At 60.9% G+C, this 19,004-nt stretch carries 14 protein-coding genes and 2 tRNA genes; 1 reads left to right on the forward strand and 15 read right to left on the reverse strand.

The genetic code is table 11. The annotated features are described in order from the left end of the window. Nucleotides 1–38: 38 nt before the first annotated feature. The 7 genes from dxr to rpsB all read right to left on the reverse strand — a co-directional run bounded on the left by dxr (nucleotide 39) and on the right by rpsB (nucleotide 6,772). Nucleotides 39–1,364, reverse strand: a complete 1,326-nt coding sequence (gene dxr / locus ROTMU0001_RS06520; RefSeq protein ID WP_005508811.1) for a 1-deoxy-D-xylulose-5-phosphate reductoisomerase — start codon at nucleotides 1,362–1,364, stop codon at nucleotides 39–41. A 139-nt stretch (nucleotides 1,365–1,503) separates the two neighbouring features. Beyond that, nucleotides 1,504–2,091 carry a hypothetical protein gene (locus ROTMU0001_RS06525; RefSeq protein WP_005508812.1) on the reverse strand — a complete coding sequence of 196 codons (588 nt, stop codon included), beginning with the start codon at nucleotides 2,089–2,091 and terminating at the stop codon, nucleotides 1,504–1,506. 193 nt (nucleotides 2,092–2,284) lie between these two features. Further along, on the reverse strand, nucleotides 2,285–3,193 hold the full coding sequence (locus tag ROTMU0001_RS06530; protein WP_005508813.1) for a phosphatidate cytidylyltransferase: 909 nt from the start codon (nucleotides 3,191–3,193) through the stop codon (nucleotides 2,285–2,287). Between the two features lie 6 nt (nucleotides 3,194–3,199). After that, nucleotides 3,200–3,757, reverse strand: a complete 558-nt coding sequence (frr, locus tag ROTMU0001_RS06535) for a ribosome recycling factor (RefSeq protein ID WP_005508814.1) — start codon at nucleotides 3,755–3,757, stop codon at nucleotides 3,200–3,202. A gap of 294 nt (nucleotides 3,758–4,051) precedes the next feature. After that, nucleotides 4,052–4,795 (reverse strand): UMP kinase, encoded by a 744-nt coding sequence (gene pyrH, locus ROTMU0001_RS06540; protein ID WP_005507067.1) that lies wholly within the window; start codon nucleotides 4,793–4,795, stop codon nucleotides 4,052–4,054. A 195-nt stretch (nucleotides 4,796–4,990) separates the two neighbouring features. Then, complete coding sequence (gene tsf, locus ROTMU0001_RS06545; RefSeq protein ID WP_005508816.1) at nucleotides 4,991–5,821, reverse strand: translation elongation factor Ts; 831 nt, start codon at nucleotides 5,819–5,821, stop codon at nucleotides 4,991–4,993. 153 nt (nucleotides 5,822–5,974) lie between these two features. Further along, the gene (gene rpsB, locus ROTMU0001_RS06550) at nucleotides 5,975–6,772 is read right to left on the reverse strand and encodes a 30S ribosomal protein S2 (RefSeq protein ID WP_005508818.1); all 798 of its coding nucleotides are present in this window, start codon (nucleotides 6,770–6,772) and stop codon (nucleotides 5,975–5,977) included. 725 nt (nucleotides 6,773–7,497) lie between these two features. On the opposite strand from rpsB, the gene ROTMU0001_RS06555 reads away from it, so the two are divergent. Then, the gene (locus ROTMU0001_RS06555; RefSeq protein WP_005508819.1) at nucleotides 7,498–7,938 is read left to right on the forward strand and encodes a M23 family metallopeptidase; all 441 of its coding nucleotides are present in this window, start codon (nucleotides 7,498–7,500) and stop codon (nucleotides 7,936–7,938) included. Nucleotides 7,939–8,069: 131 nt separating this feature from the next. Here the strand turns inward: ROTMU0001_RS06555 and ROTMU0001_RS06560 are convergent, their stop codons facing one another. The 8 genes from ROTMU0001_RS06560 to dusB all read right to left on the reverse strand — a co-directional run bounded on the left by ROTMU0001_RS06560 (nucleotide 8,070) and on the right by dusB (nucleotide 18,797). Next, nucleotides 8,070–10,295 (reverse strand): hypothetical protein, encoded by a 2,226-nt coding sequence (locus tag ROTMU0001_RS06560; protein ID WP_005508820.1) that lies wholly within the window; start codon nucleotides 10,293–10,295, stop codon nucleotides 8,070–8,072. 1 nt (nucleotide 10,296) lies between these two features. Next, nucleotides 10,297–11,415, reverse strand: a complete 1,119-nt coding sequence (locus ROTMU0001_RS06565) for a hypothetical protein (RefSeq protein WP_005508821.1) — start codon at nucleotides 11,413–11,415, stop codon at nucleotides 10,297–10,299. Between the two features lie 272 nt (nucleotides 11,416–11,687). Next, nucleotides 11,688–11,761 (reverse strand) — tRNA-Ile (locus ROTMU0001_RS06570). A gap of 115 nt (nucleotides 11,762–11,876) precedes the next feature. After that, nucleotides 11,877–13,082: a glycosyltransferase gene (locus tag ROTMU0001_RS06575; protein ID WP_005508822.1), complete on the reverse strand. Its 1,206-nt coding sequence runs from the start codon at nucleotides 13,080–13,082 to the stop codon at nucleotides 11,877–11,879. A gap of 326 nt (nucleotides 13,083–13,408) precedes the next feature. After that, a complete protein-coding gene (locus tag ROTMU0001_RS06580; RefSeq protein ID WP_005508823.1) occupies nucleotides 13,409–14,281 on the reverse strand; it encodes a phage holin family protein in 873 nt (290 codons plus the stop codon). Between the two features lie 785 nt (nucleotides 14,282–15,066). Continuing rightward, nucleotides 15,067–15,139 (reverse strand) — tRNA-Asn (locus ROTMU0001_RS06585). Nucleotides 15,140–15,366: 227 nt separating this feature from the next. Beyond that, on the reverse strand, nucleotides 15,367–17,493 hold the full coding sequence (gene dnaG / locus ROTMU0001_RS06590; protein ID WP_005508824.1) for a DNA primase: 2,127 nt from the start codon (nucleotides 17,491–17,493) through the stop codon (nucleotides 15,367–15,369). A 137-nt stretch (nucleotides 17,494–17,630) separates the two neighbouring features. Further along, a complete protein-coding gene (gene dusB, locus ROTMU0001_RS06595) occupies nucleotides 17,631–18,797 on the reverse strand; it encodes a tRNA dihydrouridine synthase DusB (protein ID WP_044142776.1) in 1,167 nt (388 codons plus the stop codon). Between the last annotated feature and the right edge of the window lie 207 nt (nucleotides 18,798–19,004).

A 19,004-nucleotide genomic window follows, 5' to 3' on the forward strand; every position in this document is an offset into this window, starting at 1 on the left:
TGTAGGAACGAGGACGAACACCGCACCGCAGAAGCGATTTAGCGTCCGGTCATACCCAGCAGCTCATTCGCGCGCACGCGAGCCCAACGCTCCGCGTTCAGCACCGCATCCAGCGTCAAATCAGCGTCAGAGACAGCCTCGGCGCTACCGGTGTGCTCCTCCAGCACGCGCGCCACCGAATCGACAATGTCGGTAAAGCGAATCGCGCCCGCGTGGAATGCCGCCACGGCTTCCTCGTTGGCGGCGTTGAACACTGCCGGGTGGGTGCCGCCAACCTTACCGGCGTCCTTGATCATGCGCACGGCGGGGAATGCTTCCTCGTCCAGCGGCTCAAAAGTCCAGGATGCCGCCTTCGACCAGTCGCAAGCGGGCACGGCACCGGGGATGCGGTGCGGCCAGGTCAGACCCAGTGCGATGGGCAGAACCATGCTCGGCGGCGACGCCTGCGCCATGGTGGAGCCGTCTACGAACTGCACCATGGAGTGCACGACGGACTGCGGGTGTACCGCCACGTCGATACGGTCCAGGTCCACGCCGAACAGGTGGTGCGCCTCGAGCACTTCGAGTGCCTTGTTGACCATGGTTGCCGAGTTGGTGGTGACGACCAGGCCCATGTCCCAGGTGGGGTGTGCGAGCGCCTGCGCCGGGGTCACGTCGTGCAGCTGTTCGCGCTTGTAGCCGCGGAACGGGCCGCCCGATGCGGTGAGGATGAGGCGGTCAATTTCAGCGTCGGTTCCGGAGGCGAGAGCCTGCGCGAGGGCGGAGTGTTCGGAGTCGACGGGCACCATGGGGGTATCCAGGGGCGAGGCGTCGACAGCGGCGCGTACGAGCGGGCCACCTGCGATGAGGGATTCCTTGTTGGCCAGTGCCACGCGGTAGCCGCTGTTGAGAGCGGTGAGGGTCGGTTCCAGGCCGATGGAACCGGTAATGCCGTTCAGGACGGTGTCTGCCGGGTGCGCTGCCGCCTGTACGGAGGCTTCGGCGCCGTGGGCGATCTGCGGGGTGTAGCCGGTGGCTCCTGCTTCGGAGGCTGCCGCTTCGATGAGTTCGCGGAGGCGCTGTGCGTCTTCTGCGGTGCCGCTGGTGGCGACCAGTTCGGCGCGCACGTGCACGGCCTGGCGGGCGAGCAGCTCGAGGGAGCGGGAGCCCGCCGAGAGGGCGACGACCTTCAGCGGTGCGTCTGCGGCGGAGGCGCTGGTGCCCTTGAGCGCGGCGAGGTGGTCGATGACTTCCATGGCTTGGGTGCCGATGGAGCCGGTTGAGCCGAGGAGGGTGACGCGCTGCGGTGCGCGGGTGAGTTCTGTGAGGGCGTCGGTGAGGCGGTCGCGGCTGCCGCCGACGCGTGCTGAGGATCCAAACTTCATGGTTCTAGTGTCTCATGAGCTCGCGGGTACGTTCGGGTACTGGCGCCGCCTCTCATCTTAGAAGGCCTCAGCAGAGAGGGACTCGGCATAGAAGAATCCCCCACCCTGGTACGGGGCGGGGGATTCAACACGTAACGTTTTAGAGCAGATCCTGCAGTAGCTCAATGCAGCGGTCCAGGAAAGCGTCCACCTGGGATTCCTCGTAGCTGACGGTGCCCGAGGCGGGGCGGAACTTTGCGTGGCGCACCACGGAGGGGTCCAGCGGCTCTTCGCTGTTGAGCTGGGCGTACACGCGGTCGCAGATGGCGTCCACGTCGCCGACGAAGTAGCCCATGTGGCGGCGCTTGCTGGGGCGGCGGAAACGCTCACCGGCGGGGCGTTCCAGGCGGCCTGCGAGCAGTTCGCCGGTCTCTACGAGGGAGCGTTCCCAGTTGTCCAGGCCGTACGCCTCAATGTAGCGGCTGCGTTCGAGCTTGGCGAAGCGTTCCTCAATCTTTTCGAGGGCGCGGTCGACCACGTCCAGCTGGTAGCCGCCGGGTTCTTCACGGAAGACGACCTGGCGGATTCGTCGGGAGGTGTAGAGGTCTTCGGGCAGTTCAGCGGCTCCGCTGAGCATCTCGTAGTCCTCGGCGAGGCGGGTGAACAGGCGGTCTACTTCACTGCGCTTGTAGCCGGGTTCGGTTTCTGCTGCACGGGCAAATCCGCCTCCGTGGGTGGTGCTTGCCAAAGGTGGGCTCCTCTCGACGATTGAACTTTAAGAATACCAATGCGCAGGCTACCTGGTGCAAGGTGGGCGGGCGGTGTCTTAGATATAGTCCCCTACACCTCTGATGCATCGGGGTACAGCAAAGGCGGGGCGCCCCTCCCCCACTCGTGGGAAAGAGACGCCCCGCCTCCATAAGCGATAAAAGCTTCAGGCTTTAGAGCGGCATAATAAACCGGAAAATCAGGCAACCAGCCGCCGCAGCGAAAAGAATCGAGTCCAGGCGATCCATCATGCCGCCGTGACCGGGCAGGATATTCGACATGTCCTTCACACCCATACGGCGCTTGAACACGGACTCGACCAGGTCACCGGCAGTCGAAGCGACCACCATGACCGCCGCCAACGGAATAGCCCAATACCAGGGCGAACCCATGACCGCCAACGCGATAGCGCCAACAACCGCCGAGCCGACGAAGGAACCAGCCAGGCCCTCCCAGCTTTTCTTCGGGGAGATCTTCGGCGCCATCGGGTGCTTACCCCAATTCACGCCGGCGATAAAGCCGAACGTGTCATTGCAGATTGCCATCAGCAGAATCATGAGGACGCCGCGCTCGCCGTGGTCCGCCTGGAAGTAGACCATGGCGATGCCCAGCATCAGCGGCACCCACAGCAGTGCGAGGGCGCTACCGCCCAAGGACTTACCCAACGAAACCTGACGGTCCGCACGCACAAGAGCAGAAGAGAGAAGCAGCACCAGCAGGCTCACCGCCAGGGCGATGCCCAGCCCGGTAAAACCGAACAGGTAGGACACAACCACAATCGCGGCAGACAGGGCACCCAGCAGGTATTCCGGGATGCCGTAGCCGCGGCGGGTATTGAGCACGTGCCCAATCTCCCAGGCGCCCAGGCCAGCCGCGGCAGCTGCAAGCGCCACAAAAATCGGCTGGTACATCAGGCCGAGCACCAACAGCACACCGAAACCAACACCCACACCAATGGCGGCGGGCAGGTTACGGCCTGCTTTGGCGCTACGCGACTTCACCGGCGTTGCAGCGGTCTGCGGGCTCGACTGTGGAGCAGGCGGCGTGCCTCTCTCTTCTTTCGCTTCTTTGCGTGCACTCATTAGGGTTTAGACCTCGAGCAGTTCAGCTTCCTTGTGCTTGTACAGTGCGTCGACCTGGTCGATGTGCTTCTTGGTCAGTGCGTCCAGTTCCTTCTCAGCGCGTGCGCCTTCGTCCTCACCGATTTCGCTGTCCTTGACGAGCTTGTCGATAGCGGTCTTAGCGTGGCGGCGAACGTTACGGATGGAAACGCGGGACTCCTCAGCCTTGCTGTTGACGAGCTTGGTGTATTCCTTACGGCGCTCAGCGGTCATTTCGGGCATGACAACGCGGATAGCTGCACCGTCGTTGCTGGGGTTAACACCCAGGTCAGAGTCACGCAGAGCCTTCTCAATAGCCGCCAGTGCGGTCACGTCGAAGGGAACGATCTTGACGGTACGTGCGTCCTCAACGTTGAAGGACACCAGCTGCTGCAGCGGGGTCGGTGCACCGTAGTACTCGGCGGTCAGGCCGCTGAAAATTGCGGGGTTCACACGACCGGTACGAACCTTAGCGAACTCAGTCTTGGTTGCTTCGATGGTCTTTTCCATCTTCTCGCCGGCTTCGGCAAGGATTTCTTCGATCACGAAAGGATCTCCTTTGTCGGAATTCTGGGGTACCAGAATTGTCGGTGGGCGTTCGCTCAGCCCTCATGATTCCCCACCGGTTTGCGGCGCATCCGAGGCGAAAACCATACGGATACTGCGAAGTCGACGGGAAAGAGGCAGAACGTCGTATTTGATATAAGTCTAGACGGTACCGGCGGGCATAAGCGAGTTTTAGCGCTTACCCGCGCGGTACCGTCCAGAATAAGTCCGCGCTATCGAGCACGGTCACAATCAGAGGGGCATCAAACATGCCCCGGCCTAGAAAATTAGGCGTTAGCGAGTAACGAGGGTACCCATCTTCTCGCCCAGAATCGCGCGGGTCACGTTACCCTCACCCTGCATGCCGAACACGCGCATGGTCACGTTGTTGTCACGGCACAGGGAGAACGCGGTCTGATCCAGCACGCGGATGTTGCGCTGCATTGCCTCATCGTAGGTGAGGTTGTACAGGCGCTCAGCGTTGGGGTCCTTGTTCGGGTCAGCAGTGTAGATGCCGTCCACGCCGTTCTTAGCGACCAGAACCTCGTCCGCGTGGATTTCCAGGGCACGCTGAGCAGCCACAGTGTCGGTGGAGAAGTAGGGCAGACCCGCACCAGCACCGAAAATCACGACGCGGTCCTTCTGCATGTGGCGAATCGCGCGGCGAGGAATGTAAGTCTCAGCAACCTGCGGCATGGTGATAGCCGACTGAACGCGGGTGTCAATACCCTCCTGCTCCAGGAAGTCCTGCAGAGCCAGGGAGTTCATCACGGTGCCGAGCATACCCATGTAGTCTGCACGGGAGCGGTCCATACCCGCCTGAGAGAGTTCAGCGCCACGGAAGAAGTTACCGCCACCAATCACGATGGAGGTCTCAACCTCGCCAACAGTTGCGGCAATCTGCTTAGCGATGCTGCGCACGACCTCGGTCGAAATGCCAACTTCACCGCCACCAAAAACCTCACCGGAAAGCTTGAGCAAAACGCGGCGGCGGCCGGTCTCGTCACGGTGCATCGGGCGGGGATTCGCTTCAGTCATGGTTCCTCCAGTGGCTTACCTAGGGGTTGTTATAGGTGATCGGGGCGGACTCCTGCCGCCTAGTCCTTATCAAGGATACAGCAAAGCCGGGTAGCCACCAGTGGTGACTACCCGGCTTCAGGCTATAATCCCAACCTCATACGATTTCCCTTACCGGGAACCCGCAATGCGGAAGGGTAGAACTGCAGCGAGTCCTTATGCACCCACGCGGAAACGTGCGAATGCGGTAGCGGTTGCGCCAGCCTCGGACAGAACCTGTGCGACAGACTTCTTGGAGTCCTTTGCGAAGTCCTGGTCCAGCAGGGTGTTCTCCTTGAAGAAGCCCTTCAGGCGACCCTCAACGATCTTGTCCAGAATCTTCTCGGGCTTGCCCTCAGCGATTGCGGTCTCGCGAGCAACGCGCTTCTCGGTCTCGATCTGGTCGGCGGGGATGGACTCGGAATCCAGGTACTTGGGGCTCATTGCAGCAATGTGAACTGCAACGTCGTGTGCGATCTCGTCGGTGTTCTCACCGGAGACAGCCAGCAGAACGCCAACCTGTGCCGGCAGGTCCTTGGAGGTCTTGTGCAGGTAAACTGCAACGTTCTCGCCCTCAACGCGTGCAACGCGGCGGACAACGATCTTCTCGCCGAGCAGTGCACCAGCGTCGGTGGTCAGCTCCTCAACGGTCTTGCCCTCGTAGGATGCAGCCTGCAGCTCTTCCAGGGTGGAAGCGTTAGCAGCAATAGCAGCCTCGAGCACGTTCTGGCCGAAAGCGATGAAGGGGTCGGACTTTGCCACGAAGTCGGTCTCAGAGTTGACCTCGATCATGTAGCCAACGCCGTTCTCAACGCGTGCAGCTACCAGGCCCTCAGCGGTTGCGCGACCCTCGCGCTTGGTGATGCCCTTCAGACCCTTAACGCGGATGATCTCAGCAGCCTTCTGCTGGTCGCCGTTAGCCTCGTCCAGAGCCTTCTTGACGTCGAGCATACCTGCGCCGGTCTTCTCGCGCAGTGCCTTGATGTCTGCTGCGGTGTAGTTCGCCATTGTGAACTCCTTGTGTTGCTGTAATAAATCGGGATGACATCCCGGTGGTACAAATGGCGGACGGCGCCGCGCCCAGGTCAGGGCGGGCGCCGTCCGAACGTGGTCCCCGCAGGCGGGGGCCACAAAGCATAAAGCTTAGTGGGCTAAGAAAGCTTACTTAGCTGCCTCTTCAGCCTGTGCAGCCTCGTGCTGCTCCAGGAGCTCGCGCTCCCAAGCTGCCATGGGCTCCTCAGCTGCTTCAGCCTTGCCGTTCTTCTTAGCGTTGCGCTCGATCAGGCCGGCTGCCACTGCGTCAGCAATCACGCGGGTGAGCAGGTTGACGGAGCGGATAGCGTCGTCGTTACCGGGGATCGGGAAAGCAACCTCGTCGGGGTCGCAGTTGGTGTCGAGGATAGCAACAACGGGGATGCCCAGCTTCTGAGCCTCGTTAACTGCCAGGTGCTCCTTCTTGGTGTCAACAACCCACAGGAGGGAGGGAACCTTGGACAGGTTGCGGATACCGCCGAGGGTCTTCTCGAGCTTCTCGAACTCGCGACGCATGAGGAGCAGTTCCTTCTTGGTGTAGCGAGAACCTGCTACATCGTCGAAGTCAATCTGCTCGAGTTCCTTCATGCGCTCGATGCTCTTGGAGATGGTGCTGAAGTTGGTCAGCATACCACCGAGCCAGCGGTGGTTCACGTAGGGCATGTTCACGCGGGTTGCCTGCTCAGCGATAACTTCCTGAGCCTGCTTCTTGGTACCCACGAACAGGATGTTGCCACCGTGTGCGACGGTCGACTTAACAGCCTCGTATGCCTTGTCGATGAAGGCGAGGGACTGCTGCAGGTCGATGATGTAGATGCCGTTGCGCTCGGTCAGGATGAAACGCTTCATCTTGGGGTTCCAACGGCGGGTCTGGTGACCGAAGTGAACGCCGGAGTCCAGCATTTCACGCATAGTTACGACGGGCATGTCGTCTCCTTTGTGGTGCCGCGCGGACCTCCCATTCGGGCTAGCCCAACGCGCGCATAGTAGTTATCAGTTTTTCCTGGCGGCGGTTAGCGTTCACGGTTACCCGTTCAGCTCAGGCCCTAACCACCCCGTGTGGGTGGACCGAAGGTCCCTTATCGGCTCCCCGTTTGAGGATGCCGCTCACGCCGCGCGTCGTCAGTGATGCTGTGCGGAATCCCTCGATGAGGGAGAATACCCGCGCAGGCACACTGCAATACGACATTGTACCGTATATTCCGCGATTAATCCGCCGGATTGGGGTTAAAACCTGTGTAGGCGCGGCGGGTGTGTGCAGGGGCACTGTGGATAAAGGATTTTAAGGCGAAAACGGCGGGGTTATCCACAATTTTTCGTGAGGCGCTGCGGGGCGAGGCAATTCGTGATGTGCTCAGAAGATGAAGCAGAACATGAAGACATTAGCGACAACGCTACGGCACGCAACGCTGACGGCCTGCTGCCTGCTGGGTGCACTTGTGATCTCGTGTGGGCAGGTCTATACGGGTGGGCAGGGTTATTTGGGCAGACAGGGTTATTCGGGCTGGCTCAGTTTTACAGGCGGGGCTAGTTTTACTAACGATGCCATCTCAAGTGCGCAAGCTCCCAGCAGCGCACACATTCCCCACACGGTTGAGCTCACCGCGAGCCGACTACGCTACCGCTCCCCCACCGCCGAATCCAGACCGCGGGTGATCCACCCCTTTGAGAAGCCCGCCCAACGCTGGAGCGCAGGGCACCGCGGCGTAGACCTTGCCGTACCCGAGAACGACCGGCGCGTCTACGCACCGGCACCGGGAAAAGTGGTTTTCAGCGGCACGGTCGTCAACCGCAAAGTACTGGTCATTGCGCATCCGGATGGGCGGCGCAGCACCTTCGAACCCATGGACGAGACGCTCCCGGTCGGCACCACGGTTGCAGCCGGTGAGGTCATCGGCACTGTCGCAGGCGCGGCGGACGGCAACGGCGAGCGCCCCTACCTGCGATGCTCCACCCCCTGCCTGTACTGGGGAGTACGACAGGGAGGCGCCCGCGGGGACGGCAGCGGCAAGACCGCCGAGTACATCAACCCCATGAGCCTGCTGGGGTCGAAGGAACCGAGCATTCTACTTCCCGTGCCGGGCGGATATTAGGCGCGGGTATTAGCGCCGAGCATGAGCCGAACCAGATACAGCTGTGGCCCGTCACCTCCGGGGAAGGAGGCAACGGGCCACAGGAGCCAGCCTGGGTTGTGCCCACTAGCGTAGGTGCTAGAGGCAGCTATTTACTGGAGGACGTCACCGTCATCAGCACCGAACTGGTTCGGCTGTACGGGCTGTACGGGCTGGTTGGGCTGTGCAGGCTGCTGAGCAGTCTGACCGGGCTGAACCGGCTGAGCGGGCTGCTCAGTCGGAGGGATATACGCGGGCATTGCCTTGGTCGGTTCGTTCTCGCCGTAGTTCAGGCCGTGTTGCGGGGTGAACACCTGAGTCGGCGAATCATCACCCGCAGCGTAGGCGGTGTTCTGCGCCGGGTAGCCCCCCTGTGCCTGGTAACCGGGCTGAGCGGCATAGCCATTCTGAGCAGCGTAGCCGCCCTGTGCCTGGTAGCCGTTCTGCGCGTCAGCCTGGGTTGCGCCGTAACCGGTCGCAACACCCGCCGCCGCGCCCAGTGCCGCAGCCGAAGCGGCACGACGCTCACGGCCCTTCGCACGAGCCGCCGCAATCTTCTTGCGGAACAGGAAGAGCAGAATCAGGATGAGCAGTAGCAGACCCACAATAACCGCATCCACGATTACGTCAGTCATGCTCAGACCGGACACCGGAATAGTCAACGCGTTACCGCTAAACACACCGTTCTCACTCTTGACGCTCAGCTCGCCACCATTGACGGTGAACTGCACACCGGCACGCGCCAAATCATAGTTGAGGGTGTTCACCTTCTGCTGGTCCAGCGAGGAGAAGGTCGGTGCCTTGAAAGTGAGTTCGTAAGGAACACGGTAGTAGTTACCCAGCTTCTGAGCGAGCTTAATATCCGGCTTCAGAGTGTAGTCACTGCCGAAGGGGTGGTAGCCACCGGAGCGGGTAACGGTCACCTTCGATTCGGGCAGGTATTCATTCAGTCGCTGGTTGAACTCAGCTTCGTCTTTACCGCGAACCTTCACGCTCACGATGGTGGCGTCGCCGTCCTGGCGGACCTCAGTCTCGTCATTGCTACCACCAGCAAAAGCATTCTTCAGAGCCTCTTCTGCACCAGCTACGTCAGAGCTCGGGAAGGAGTAGAGGAAACGTGCCTCCATGGAACCGTCCAGGCCCAGGGAAGTAGCCACCTTCATGCCCTTCATAGCCACCTGCTGCGAAAGGTAACGGCTCAGGTGAAGGACGCTCTTCGAAGAGGAAGAGCCAGAGTTGCCGGTGTTATCAACCTGATAGCTGTGGCCGGAGCTGTCCTTCAGGATGACTTCCAGGCCGTTGCCTTCCGGAGAACACAGCAGCGAGCAGTCCAGCACGCCCTTCATGGTCTTACGCACATAGAAGGTCTTCGACTCTTCCTTGACCTCTCGGGTGTAGCTCAAATCGGTGGTACCTGCACCCAGCAGCTTCTTCAGCTTAGTGTTCAGGTCGTCCAGGGAGGATGCGCTGAAGGTCAGGGTACGACCCACTTCTTCCTTCGCCGCACTGGTAGAAGCAGATGGAGCCATGTAGGTTGCCTGGGAAGACTCCAGACCCTTCTTCAGCTCGGAGCCTTCAGGCTTGACCTGGTTCAGGTAGGCGTCGATCGCAGCAGCGGTCTCCGAGTTCATGATGTCCTTCGCTACGAAGGAGGCAGTAGCAGAGTAGCCACCGTCCTTTTCCTGAAGCTCAAGAACCATCGCCTTGAATCCACGGTCCTGCACGTCCTTCGCAGAGATAGTGGAACCGCCGGAATTCTTTACTTCCTTCTCGCCAAACTTCACAGTGGTTTCGCTGCCGCTGCTGTTGAACACACTGTTCTTGTTGGAGGATTCAATCACGCCATCAACAACAAGAGCTTCGGGGACCCAATCCAGCAGCTCCTTCGAGCTGAAGTTTTCCTTCACCTGGATACCCTGCACCAGGCCCTGCTCGGTATTGAGAATAGTGACGGTAGGCTCGGTCTTGGAACCAGCAGCCTTCAGGATAGAAGCAACCTTGTTACGGTACTCATCCACAGAGGAGAAGGGAATGGTGAAGGTCGCACGTGCCTTGTCACCCTCAGACTGAATACCACCGTATTCCAGGCCCTCGGGCAGGTGCTTACGCACGGACGCATCCAGAGCCTCCGAACCACCCCTAATCTTGTCCTTGTTGTCCTTGAGGTTAAAGGAAACCTGCATGGTACGGGTGCCCTTCTCGGCACTCTCAAGGCCCAGCTGAGTCTCAATCTTCGCACCGCAGGCGCTCAGAATCAGGGCGGCAATGGTCAGCAGAACCGCCAGGAACATCCAGCGCTGACGAGCCGGTGCACTCGGGGCGTGAGTCATTGCGTGCATACTAGGCTCCCATCAGGCGAATAGCCACGTAGTAAACAATCATGGAGGCAAAAACCCAAGCAGTGCTCAACGCTGCATGCATGATAATCGGGGACTTCTCGAAGCGGCCCAGACGGTTCAGACCCAGGTAGGTGAGCGCCTCGCCCGAGAACACGGCGAAAGCAAGCACCAGGCCCATGAGCATGGTCAGGAAGAACGCCCCGCCACCGCTACGGGTGAGGCTCAAGAAGAAGATGAGCAGGTTCAGCACCAGGAACGAAGGAATCAGCGCCAAAGAAGACACCGACACCGCGTGCATGCTCGCGGTGAAGGATGCCGGAGCCTTGCCAATGCGCGCGGTCAGCTGCAGCTGCACACCGCGCAGAACCTGCACACCAAAGATGGCGAGAGCCATCAGCACGTACGCCAGAATCATGCGTCCGGTCGGTACAGCCTGTGCGGCGTAGGCACCACCGTAGGCGGCACCACTTCGGCCACCAAACATGTATCCCAACATGGACATCATGACAACCGCCGCCAGAATTACCAGCCGGCTGAAGAAGAACGCGCCCGCCAGCGCCTGCAGAGTCGTGGGAACAATCCAACCCCACACACCTGCGGAAGAGATGCGGGCGTGCGCGGTCGCCGGGTTGCTGGAGAAAACGTCCAGGAACGCGTTCCAGGTAGCACCCAGCGCCTTCACTGCCGGATGCGGTGCGCTCGGCGCATAGGTTGCCTGGCCGGGCTGACCCGGCTGAGCGGCACCCGGCTGAGCGGTACCAGGCTGAGGTGCATCGAGCTGGGGTGCGGCGGCAGGCTGACCGGGCTGCGCGGGGGCTGCCTGAGCCTCAGCATTCGGCTGTGCATTAGCGTTTACTTGAGCGGGCTGAGGCGCCTGCTGAGGCTGAACGGGCTGCTGCGGTGCTACCGGCGCGGCAGGCTGAGCAGCATTACCCTGCTGGCTCGGCTGCACGGGCTGACTCGACTGCATGGGCTGGCTCGGCTGGGCAGCCTGAGTTGCGTTACCCGGCTGAGCAGCCTGACCCGGAAGCGAAGCATCCTGCGCGGGGTGTGCGCCGGCGTCGTAGCCGTAGCCGCCGGCTGCACCCTGCGACGGGTTGTTGGGAGTGTTCTCCGACATTGAGATCCTCTCGTATGGTGTGTGGAAGCAACACCTACCGGCTGAATCGGCATCTACCGGCGGCATCACACTGTCTTTCGTGACAAGACTCTTCAACCCTACCGTATTGAACGCTATGGTGCGTCTTCGTTCGTCATTTACTCATTTTCATCACCGTTGATGCATTCCATGAACAAAAATAGGCACCCTGAGTGCACGACAAAAGAGCACGAAAAGAGGGCACGAAAAAGCCCCGCCCGCCGACAAGTGGGTGAAGTCGACGGGCGGGGCCGTAGGGAGTGCGGGGCTCGAACCCGCGACCAAGGGATTATGAGTCCCCTGCTCTAACCGGCTGAGCTAACTCCCCATCCGGTGCAGTGACGGCACGCTATGGGTGCCAGCACCATCCTCTAGAGTACCTGAACGGCGGCTGAGAACGAAAAACACTCTACTCCTACTCAACGCTCAGAATCTAGAGAAGCTTAGCGGCGCGAATCCAGGTAGCGCTGGTACGGAGCGTCACTCACGTACAGCTCCTCGAAGGTGCGCCAGGTGTTCTCAGCACTGTGGAAGCCCACGATACGGCGGGACTCGCGGCCCATCTGCTCGCGCTCAGCGGCGGGCAGGGAGAGCACCGCCTCCAGCTTCTTCGCCAAATCCTGAGCGTTATTGGGTTCGAAGAGGTAGCCGTTCACACCGTCCTCCACCAGGTGCGGCAGAGCCAGCGCGTTCGCGAGCACCACGGGGGTGGAGGCGCTCATCGCCTCCAGGGAAACCAGGGACTGCAGCTCGGCGGTACCGGGCTGGCAGAACACGTCAGCCATCTGGTACACCTCGGGCAGATGCTCATCCGGAACGAAGCCACGGAAAATCACACGGTCGGACACGCCGCAATCGTGTGCCTTCTGCTCGAGAGCCTCACGCAGCTCGCCGCCACCGGCAATATCCAGCACCACGTGCTCGAGGGTATCGGGCAGCAGGGAGAGTGCCTCGATGAGCACGTCCACGTTCTTCTCTTCGGCAAGGCGACCCACGAAGGCAATACGCAGCTCACCGGGAACCTTACCGGCGTCCGCTCCCTCAGGCAACTCGTAGTCGCTGATTTCAATACCGTTAGAAACCGGCATGACGGGGCGGTCAAAATGACCCAGGTCGCGCATCGCATCCGCACCGATCTGGGTGGGGGTGGTAACGACCGCAGTCTTGGAGAAGCAGAAACGCATGTCCTTCCAGGTGACCTTCTCAATCACACGCTTCACGGGATCGGGGAAGGGCAGGAACGGGTCAAGGTTCGCCGGCATGAAGTGGTTCGTTGCGATGACACGGATACCGCGGCGCTTCGCCTGGAAAATCAGGGCTCGGCCAATAATGTAGTGGCACTGCACGTGCACCACGTCCGGGCGCACCTCGTCAAGGATTGCACCAACCTCGGACCAAATCTCCCAGGGGATGCAGATGCGGTTCGTCTCGTGGGTCGGAGGCAGGTGCGAACGCAGACGATGCTCAACAATGCCGCCCTCTACTTCGGTGCGGTAGCTGGGGCCGGGGATGGGGCTGGCGGCGACTACGTGCACGGAGTGGCCTCGCTTGAGCATGGAGGTGGCGAGGCGGTGACCGAATTGTGCTGCACCGTTGATGTCCGGCGGGTAGGTTTCTGCGCCAATCAGAATCGTCTTTGCCTGTTCCATGACGGGGCTCCTCATCGGGGTGTAGTGTGTCGGTGACTTTGGGGTTTCGGGTGCGACGGTGCGCCGCTTCTACCTCTGTCTGCCGCGTGCACCGGGTGGGTCCAGTACGTACAGCACTTGTCTATTCTACCTGTGAGCTGCGTCCTTCTCCGACTTATGGCGGGCGGCTTTGGCTGGGAGTTACCTCTAAACCTCCCGTTGAAACAGAAGCCAGCAGCCTGCCTGTAGACACACAAACGCCCCGATACGAATATCGGGGCGTTTTGATGCTTGGCGTTAAACCTGTACCGGTTTTAGCGGCGGCTAGGTTTAGCGGCGAACAGTGTTTAGCGGCGAACCAGGCGGTTCAGGAAGTGCAGGACGGTTGCAATGGATGCGCCCAGTGCTGCGAAGGACTTCCAGCGTGCCTGCAGAACCTCGGGCTTGCGCACGTTCTCTGCCAGGCCGCGGCCGGTAGCTGCTGCACCTGCGGCAACCTCGGAGGGCACTGCCTTGAGAGCGTCCAGAGCCTGCTGGGTGTTGTTCTGAACGTCGCCGGTGTAGGACTGCAGGTCATCGCGCAGGGCTGCCAGGTGCTGGCGGCGTTCTGCGGTGCGCTGCTTGAGCTCTTCGAAGGTCGGCGGCTTGGGCTCTTCCTCGCCGCGTGCCTTGCGCTCTTCAGCTTCCTGACGTGCGCGTTCTGCTGCTTCTTCAGCTTCCTTAGCCTTCTGCTCTGCACGCTCTGCCTGTTCCTTCTTCAGGCGCTCAGCGGACATGGCGGTACCTTCCTTGAGTACGCCGAGGTCGAAGAGCAGACCGAAGATTGCGGATTCGGGCTTGAACGGCAGCTGTGCCTTGACCTTCTTCAGACCGACCAGGGCGCAGATTGCCAGGACGATGAGGAAGATGAGGGCGAAGACCAGCGCGGATGCCCAGTAGGGCATGACGGTGCCGAGGCCGAGGATTGCTGCGGCGACCAGCGCAATGATCAGGAACAGACCGAAGACTGCTGCGACGCCGAAGAAGGCTGCACCCTTACCAACGGCGATGCCCTTGGTCTTCAGCTCGTGCTTTGCAATCTGGATTTCGTCCTTGACCTGGCTGGGTCCGAGGGTCTTGAAGGTTTTGCCAGCGTCGATGATGTTCGCGACGCCGGACTTAATCCCGCTGATGCCAGCAAAGAAACGCTTAGGTGCCTTGGGATTAGTAGTAGTGGTCATGACCACCTCTCCGTGACGTGTTTTTGGAGGCTTCTTTTTCGCACTCCACCTCCTATAGTTTAGCCCCTTATGATACCTCCGCGTGACCGTTTGGGTGGGGGTTTGCGCTATCTCTTCAGGTATTTTCGACTTTCTGAAGGCTGCATTGAGCTGCAGGCGTAGCTTTCTGGGTTTGGTTGCGCCTGTGGATTTGCTCTGGAGTAGGCGTAAGAGGATGCCGATGCGCCGCTCCCCCGCTACGCGCCGAGTGGGCGTGTGGCGTGTGTGGGCAGAGAACTTCTCTGTGCGTTAGATTTCACATTTTTACAGGGTACATTTTTGCAGGGTGAAGTATCTTTGCCTCGCCGGGGGGCGCAAGCCCGAGGGGTTGCTGGTTCACGACTTGGGGAGAACGTTCCGACTGGACTCGATACAGCGGGGTGACGGTTTTTCCGAGCGCGCGAGGAACCAAAAATCTTTGCCTCGCCGAGGGCGTAAGCCCGAGTGGTTACTGATTCATGACTTGGAGAGAACGTTCTGACTGGACTCGAACCAGCGAGGCGAAGATTTTCCGAGCGCGCGAGGAAGTAAAAAACCGTTATCCCGCCGAGGGCGTAAGCCCGAGGGGTTACTGGTTCACGGTTGGTTCACGGTTTGGAGAGAACGTTCCGTCTGGACTCGAACCAGACGGAACCCGAAGGGAGCGCCCCAGCGCTCACGTAGGGTGGAGTGGTTACTGGTTCGAGCCAGAGGAACGTATATAGCAGGAGCCCCGGAACTTCGTTCCGGGGCTCCTGCTATATTTGCTCCCCCGACTGGACTCGAACCAGTAACCCTTCGATTAACAGTCGAATGCTCTGCCAATTGAGCTACGGGGGATTATTTTGTTTTCGTTGCTGGTTTCCCTTGCAACGAGTAATAACTATACCGGGGCTGTTTGGGCTCCGCAACTTGAAATGCTATGAAGTGCATCACTTTTGGGGTGTGTGGTTGGCTGTGTGGCTGGATTGGGTGGTGCAGGCTCCGGCGAACCCGCGGTATTCCCCGGCAACCTGCAGAACACAGGACATTCGGCAGGTAGCCGGGGTATTCACAAGGAACCGTACTTAGCCGCGCTGTGCGCTGAGCTGTCGGCGGCGCATTTCCAGTTCGAGAAGCTGACGCTGTACCGCTTCGAACTCTTCGTCGTCGGGGTTGGCACTGAGCTGCTCTAAGCGCATCATCAGGTCGGATTTTTGGCGGGCAATCTGTTGTTCAAACAGGGCGTTGAGCGCACCAGTCACAAAACCGGGCAGCCGCTCAGCGCTGCTGACCGGTAGCGGTGAGACGGCGAGCTCCGCGATGGCGGGGTGTACGCCCTCCACAGCGCCGGAGCGCACGCAGTTAATCCATTCGATGCCGGGGGTGGGCGCCATGACGGTTGCCGCGTGAATAATGCCGGCGGCCACCTCGCGGTGGGTTCGGTAGCGGAACTGTACGGTGGCGAGGTTACGCCACTGTTCCACGCTAATGAGCTCGGGGTGTTGCAGGGCAATCTCGAGCGCCGCCTTTTCGAGGCGGGCGATCGGGTCGCGCGGGTCGGGGGTGAGGAATTCCTCGACGGCGGGGGCGGTCGCCTCCGGCTGGGGTGAGGCGGGCTGAATGTTGCGCGGCGGGTGCGCGGCAGCGTTCTGCCCGGCGTAGGCGCTGGGGGCAGCGTGGTCTTCCGGGGGCGGTGCATCGTAGGCGGGGTCGTAGGGCGCGTCAGCATGAACTGCCCCCTGAACACCCGTATAACCCGGCGTGCCCGCGTAACCCTGAGCGCCCGCGTATCCCGGCGTGCCCGGCACGCCCTGCGGCCCCTCGTTCAGACGCTCGTAACGCGGTGCGGCTGCGGGCGCCTCCGCCTGCTGGGAGCGAGAAAGCTTCGGGTGGTTCTGCGCGTACGCCACTGCGCGCTGAATCTCGTCGAGCTCCAGGCCGAGCTGACCGGAGACCTTACGCATGTAGGCGGGGCGCAGGTCGCGGTCCTTAATGCCGGCAATAATCGGGGCGATAGCGCGCATCGCCAGCACGCGACCTTCAAGGGTCGCCAAATCGTACTTGGCGAGGGTCGAATCAATCGCAAACTCGAAGAGCGGGCGGCGCGAAGCAATCAGCGAGCGCACGGCGGCGTCGCCCTTGTGTAGGCGCAGATCGCAGGGGTCCATGCCGTTCTCGGCAACCGCCACGAAGGTCTGCGCGACGAAGCGCTGGTCCTCCTGGAAGGCTGCCATGGCGGCTTTCTGGCCTGCGGCGTCACCGTCGAAGGTGAAGATGATTTCGCCGCCGGAGCCGTCGTCGGTAATCATGCGGCGCACCATCTTGATGTGGCCGGGACCGAACGCGGTGCCGCAGGTGGCAACGGCGGTGGTGATGCCGGCGAGGTGTGCCGCCATGACGTCCGTGTAGCCTTCCACGATGACGACCTGCTTGGTCTTGGTCATATCGCGTTTTGCCAGGTCAATGCCGTAAAGCACCTGGGATTTCTTGTACAGCTGCGTCTCGGGGGTGTTCAGGTATTTGGGGCCCTGGTCGTCGTCGAAGAGGCGGCGGGCACCGAAACCGATGGTTTCACCGGCGATGGTGCGGATGGGCCAGATGATGCGGCCGCGGAAGCGGTCGTACAGGCCGCGGTTGCCCTCCGAGAACATGCCGGTAGCCTTCAGCTCCTCATCAGTGAAACCCTGGGAGCGAAGGTGCTTGAGCAGGTGGTCCCAGCCGCGCGGGGCGTAGCCTACACCGAACTTGCGGGTTGCGGCGGGGTCGAAACCGCGGGCGCCGAGGAAGCGCTGCGCCTCCTGAGCATCAGCGCTGTAGAGGTTGCGTTCAAAGAACTCGGCGGCCATCTTGTGCGCGTCGAGCAGGCGGCGGCGCATACCCGCCTCGTAGCGGTCACCGGGCTTACCGCCCTCATAGTGCAGGGTGTAACCAATACGGGCGGCTAGACGCTCCACCGTCTCAACGAAGCTGGTGTGTTCCATCGCCATGACGAAGGAGTACACGTCACCGGATTCACCGCAGCCAAAGCAGTGGTACGAACCGACCTGCGGGCGCACATTGAAGGAGGGCGTGCGCTCGTCGTGGAACGGGCACAGCCCCTTGAAGGTGCCTATACCGGCGCTTTTGAGGCTCACATAGCCTTCAATGATTTCGCGGATATCGGTACGGGCGCGGACTTCGTCAATGTCTTCTTTGCGGATTAATCCAGCCATAAACTCAATTCTACGGTGAGGGTCAACAGGTAGCTTCTGCAGGCGTTATAGGCGCGGGAAATAACGCACGAACAGGCTCATAAAAAGGATGTGCCGCGACGCGCAAACAGCACGCCGCGGCACACAAGTACAGGTGTTTAGCCGCCGGAAATATCCAGCTCAGCCTCCACCAGGCCCAGACGCTCAGCGTCCCCCAGGATACGCGAATCTAGCCAGCCATCGGGCAGGTGCGGCTGCTTGGGGCTACCGGCGCGGCCGCGCGAGCCCTCAACGGCGGCACCCGGGTAACCAATCGAGTGGTCCAGCTGAGCAATCAGCTCACGGAACGTCGCCAGGTCGGGCACCTGAGCCATCTTCGCGCGCAGCTCACCGCCAACCGGGTAGCCCTTGAAGTACCACGCCACGTGCTTGCGGATCTCGCGCAGGCCTCGGGTTTCATCGCCGAAGGTTTCCACCAGCAGTTCTGCGTGGCGGTAAATCATGTCCGACACCTCAGTCAGGGTCGGGCGGATACGCTCCGACGAACCCTCAAACGCATTCTGCAGGTCGCCAAACAGCCACGGGCGACCCTGGCAGCCGCGACCAATCACCACGCCGTCCACGCCGGTCTGCTCAACCATGCGTACCGCATCCTCGGCGGAGAAAATATCGCCATTACCCAGGATCGGCACATCCGGAATCAACTCACGCAGCTGCGCAATAGAATCCCAGTCAGCCTTACCCGAATAATGCTGAGCCGCAGTACGACCGTGCAGAGCAATCGCCGCAACACCGGCATCACGAGCAATCTTGGCGGACTCCAAGAACGTAATGTGGTCATCGTCGATGCCCTTACGCATCTTAATGGTCAGCGGAATATCGTTGCGGGACGCTTCCTTCACCGCGGTCTGCACAATCGCAGTGAACAGGTCAGTCTTCCAGGGCAGGGCGGCACCGCCACCGCGGCGAGTCACCTTAGGAGCCGGGCAACCAAAGTTCAAGTCAATGTGGTCGGCACGGTCCTCTTCAACGACCATGCGCACAGCCTTACCGACGTTGACCGCGTCCACACCGTAAATCTGGATGGAGCGGATCTTCTCGTCCGGGTCATGCTCAATAATGCGCATGGACTCGGGCTTACGCTCCACCAGGGCGCGCGCAGTCACCATTTCGGTAACGTACAGGCCGCCGCCATATTCACTGCAGAGGCGGCGGAAAGCCTTATTGGTCACGCCAGCCATCGGGGCGAGAACTACGGGAGTATCAACGGTCAGATTGCCCAGTTTCAGGGGCGGAAGGGTAAGACGGGGTGCTTCAGAATTCACCCCTATATTGTGGCATACGGGGGCAAATCGAGAACCGGACTCAGCTGAGGGGGTACAGGAGCGCAGTGCAAGCTCAGCAACCGTGGGGAGGCGCAGGTACGCGAGAGGGGCGGAGGAGCATTCCACTTCCCCGCCCCTTCAGCAAGAGTCAGCCAGCAGGCTCGATACCGAGAATCTACTTGGCAACCTACGAACCTACTAAAGAAT

Origin of the sequence: Rothia mucilaginosa ATCC 25296, assembly GCF_000175615.1 — a bacterium.
Taxonomy (GTDB): Bacteria; Actinomycetota; Actinomycetes; order Actinomycetales; family Micrococcaceae; genus Rothia; species Rothia mucilaginosa.

Excerpts from the sequence above, each read along its gene's own strand:
- dxr (WP_005508811.1), bottom strand. The coding sequence starts at position 1,364 with ATGAAGTTTGGATCCTCAGCACGCGTCGGCGGCAGCCGCGACCGCCTC.
- ROTMU0001_RS06530 (WP_005508813.1), bottom strand. The coding sequence starts at position 3,193 with ATGAGTGCACGCAAAGAAGCGAAAGAAGAGAGAGGCACGCCGCCTGCT.
- pyrH (WP_005507067.1), bottom strand. The coding sequence starts at position 4,795 with ATGACTGAAGCGAATCCCCGCCCGATGCACCGTGACGAGACCGGCCGC.
- tsf (WP_005508816.1), bottom strand. The coding sequence starts at position 5,821 with ATGGCGAACTACACCGCAGCAGACATCAAGGCACTGCGCGAGAAGACC.
- rpsB (WP_005508818.1), bottom strand. The coding sequence starts at position 6,772 with ATGCCCGTCGTAACTATGCGTGAAATGCTGGACTCCGGCGTTCACTTC.
- ROTMU0001_RS06560 (WP_005508820.1), bottom strand. The coding sequence starts at position 10,295 with ATGCACGCAATGACTCACGCCCCGAGTGCACCGGCTCGTCAGCGCTGG.
- ROTMU0001_RS06565 (WP_005508821.1), bottom strand. The coding sequence starts at position 11,415 with ATGTCGGAGAACACTCCCAACAACCCGTCGCAGGGTGCAGCCGGCGGC.
- ROTMU0001_RS06575 (WP_005508822.1), bottom strand. The coding sequence starts at position 13,082 with ATGGAACAGGCAAAGACGATTCTGATTGGCGCAGAAACCTACCCGCCG.
- ROTMU0001_RS06580 (WP_005508823.1), bottom strand. The coding sequence starts at position 14,281 with ATGACCACTACTACTAATCCCAAGGCACCTAAGCGTTTCTTTGCTGGC.
- dnaG (WP_005508824.1), bottom strand. The coding sequence starts at position 17,493 with ATGGCTGGATTAATCCGCAAAGAAGACATTGACGAAGTCCGCGCCCGT.